General features: G+C 29.4%; 3 protein-coding genes. All 3 read left to right on the top strand.

From position 1 onward, the window contains the following. The coding region (locus tag JJE11_RS16450; RefSeq protein WP_291637573.1) for an ATP-binding protein at positions 1–2,372 on the top strand (2,372 nt) is incomplete at its 5' end. Further along, positions 2,373–3,062 (top strand): response regulator, encoded by a 690-nt coding sequence (locus JJE11_RS17805; protein ID WP_366927953.1) that lies wholly within the window; start codon positions 2,373–2,375, stop codon positions 3,060–3,062. It begins immediately after the preceding gene. Beyond that, on the top strand, positions 3,063–3,728 hold a 666-nt coding region (locus JJE11_RS16440; RefSeq protein ID WP_291637571.1), incomplete at its 3' end, for a hypothetical protein.

Below are 3,728 nucleotides of genomic sequence, written 5' to 3'. Positions count from 1 at the left end.
TTCAAAAATTAATTACTGAAACACCAACATCGGAATCTGTAGTAATTGATAATAAAGAATTGTTTGTAATCAATGTAAGACTCAATCCATTCATAATTATTTTTGGATATTTAGGATTAATAATCATATGCATAGCTATATTTTTAATAATTTTAATAATATCAAGATTTATTGCCAATATGCTGAGTAATGTTATAGTAAAGCCGTTATCAGACCTTGAAATGAAAATGAAGGAGCTTGCAGACGGAAATATAGAAGCAGCAATAAAAACCGAAATCAAATTTAAAAAGCCGATAATTGAAGTTGAGAATCTTGCGAGTTATACAAATATAATTATGTCACGAATGAGTGAATATGTTGACACCTTCGCTAATCAGAATACTGAACTCGAAGCTCAAAATCTAACACTTCAAGAAAATAGTGAAACACTAGAAAATGTTAATAAATCACTAGATAATAAGAATATCAAATTAAAAAATATTTTTAATAATGTAGGACAAGGCTTTTTGACTTTTGGAAGTGATTTAAGGATACAAAACGAATATAGCTTGGAATGTGAAAAGTTATTTAATGGATTTATTACCGGAGAAACTTTATCCTCTTTGCTTAACCCAAAGGACATGAATATGCAGAATTTTATAGATGACTTACTTACTAAAATATTTAATTCTAGTAAGTATCATAAGAAGATTTATATTCCACTGCTTCCTGAGGAGGTTACTATAAATAATAGGGTTATAAACTTGTCTTATAAAGTGGTTAAAAATGAAGTGAATGAAAATATAATAATGGTAATAATAACAGATATTACAGAAAAGAGACTTTTAGAAAAGCTAATGGATGAGGAGAGAAGTATCTTAAAAATGGTTGTTAAAACAATGATGAATAGAGATGATTTCAAAGAATTAGTAGTAGCTTATAAAGACTTTGCATCTCATTCTTTTAAAGAAGCGAGGACTGAAGATTCTGAGCGGATGCTTAGACAGATACACACGTTTAAAGGGAACTTTAGCCAGTATATGATGGTAAACTTGGTTCCTAAACTTGATGAGCTTGAAAATAAGTTATATGAAAAGAAGGATGAATTTAATATAAATCAAATAGATAACGCTGAACTGAATAATTGGTTAGAGCAAGATTTAAATGTACTAGAAATTTTTGTTGGGAAGGATTTTATAAAAGAAGGCGAAATTTTCTATATTGAAAAAGAGAAACTTATTGAAATTGAGAAAAAAATTGAAGAGTCTTTGAACAGAAAGGAAAGTAGAGTTATTCTTCCTCTTATAAAAAGCCTTAGATACAAATCTGTTAAGGATTTACTTAAGACTTATCCGGATTATGTCATGCAGTTAGGTGAAAGGCTTTCTAAAAATATATTACCTTTTAATATAACAGGAGATAATGTAATGGTTGACACAAGTAATTATCAAGAAGTTTTTAAAAGTTTAGTTCATATTTTTAGAAATTCTGTTGATCATGGCATCGAGACAGAAGACGAAAGATTAAACAAAGGAAAAGATCAGATAGGGAATATACAATGCGTAGTAAAGGATCTTAAGGAAAAATTTCAGATAATAATTTCTGATGATGGTAGAGGAATTAATGTTGACGCACTTGAGCAAAAATGTATAAAGGAAGGAATATGCACTAAAGAAGAATTAAACACTTTATCAGGCATACAAAAATTTGAGCTAATATATAAAGATGGATTAACAACAAAAGAAGATGCTACTTATATTTCTGGTAGAGGAGTCGGATTGTCCGCCGTTAAACAATATGTTAGCGAGGCGAGGGGTATAATCGATATAGAGAGTGAAAAAGATAGGGGCACTGTGTGCACCATCACTCTTCCAAAGCTTGATGACAGATTAGAAAGTGTAACCACACCACAAAAATTTGCAGAGGAAATGATAAAGAATGCAAAGGATATTATACTTTCCCAAACAGGGCTAGATTTTAAGTTGAAGGGTATTGAAACTAAAAAAATAATTTCTCTTAATAATATAACAGCACTATTTAGTCTAAAAGGGACATTAAATTCCTTAATTATGATAAGTGTTAATAAATCGATGGCGAAAAGGCTTGTCCAAGGTTTTATTATAGATGAAGTAGCAAAAGAGAATATTAATGATTATGTTGAAGATGTTCTTGGTGAAATATCCAACACAATTCTAGGTAATACATTTGGTAGGTTTGAAAATACAAAGAATATATTTCATATGGGGATTCCTGCTGTTTTGTCAAATACAGATGCTTATATTAAATATACCCAATCGGAGATATTATCTTGTGAATTAAGTTGTGGCGAGTATGAATTTAGTATTAATATGCTGTTAGTTGAAGAAGACACTTACTTAGAGGAGGAAACTTAAATGGCTAGAATATTAATTGTAGATGATTCAACAGTAATGAGAAAAAATTTGAAATCAATATTTGCGGGTAGCGGGCATGAGGTTGTTGGAGAAGCTGCTGATGGAAAACAGGCGGTATTACTGTATTCTGAGCTAAAGCCTGATTTAGTTACAATGGATATAACAATGCCTAAAATGACTGGCGTGGAAGTGGTTAAGCAAATAATAAATAAAGATAGCAGTGCAAAAATAATAATGGTTAGTGCATTAAATCAAAAGCAGATGGTTTTCGAGGCTTTAAAAAATGGGGCTAAACATTATATTATAAAGCCAATCGAGTCTAGTCAATTATTAGGAGTTGTAAATGAAGTTCTAGAGAATAATGAGGAAGACATGGCTTACAAGAAAGAAAAAACTTTGGAAATAAAAGATGGCTTTAAAGTAGAGAATAAAGAGGGGGAATTTATTGTTTTTTTTAATGAACATCTAAATAGAAAGGATTATATAAGGCTAGAAACTATAGTAAAAGGGTTGTTATTTATAAGTCCACTTAATGTTATGTTTGATTTTACCTCCTTAGAAGATATTTCATTAGAAATACTGCTTCCAATTATAAAAATAGGTAACAGTATTAAAATCGGGGGAGGAAATATAGAGTATACGATATCCAGTGATAAGCTCCGAGCAAAGATTAATGAGGTGGTCAAATAGATGAGCGGTATAATTTTCATTCTTACAAGTGATAAAACTAAGGTTTCAAGAGTTAAAAGTTTTTTAAGCAGTGATTACGAGGTATATAGTGTTACTAAAACTAATCTTATGGTTGAACTATATAAAAGGGAACCGACTGTTTTGCTAGTAGATATTGATAGTTATGAAGAACAGACCATTAAAATGATTCAATCCATTATTGCTATTGATTATTTACCAGTTATTTATGTGCATAGTACGGAAGCGAAAATAACTGATTTGTTAAAAGATGAAATAGTCATACCGGTTGAAAGAATTCTGGAATCAATTGTATATCTGCTTAAGCAATCAACAATATTTAAGAGTAAATATGATATGGTAATGGAAAGCTATAATGCAATTGATCTCATTAATGGAGAAATTAAATCTTATATAAAAAAATATGTTAGTGTGGAAAATACTCATACAATTATTAAAGAAATGCTTGATTTAATATTTGCAAAGAATTTATTCTTAAAAAACAAACCCGAAATTATATGGGTGTTGATTTCTAAAAAAGATATATATAATTATAGTCTTTTTCAACTTAATAATGATGAATATGAAGAAAAATTATTCACGGATATAGCTGAAGAGGTTTCATTTAATTTTGATATTTATGCAAGTACTGGATTTAATAAAAACTTT

Source organism: Clostridium sp., from assembly GCF_016650095.1.
Taxonomy (GTDB): Bacteria; Bacillota; Clostridia; order Clostridiales; family Clostridiaceae; genus Clostridium_AD.
The sequence above is the reverse complement of the archived record's forward strand: the minus strand, read 5'-3'. Positions and strand labels throughout refer to the sequence as shown.

What these genes read in the sequence shown, in the direction of transcription:
- JJE11_RS17805 (WP_366927953.1), top strand. Translation starts at nt 2,373, where the DNA reads ATGGCTAGAATATTAATTGTAGATGATTCAACAGTAATGAGAAAAAAT.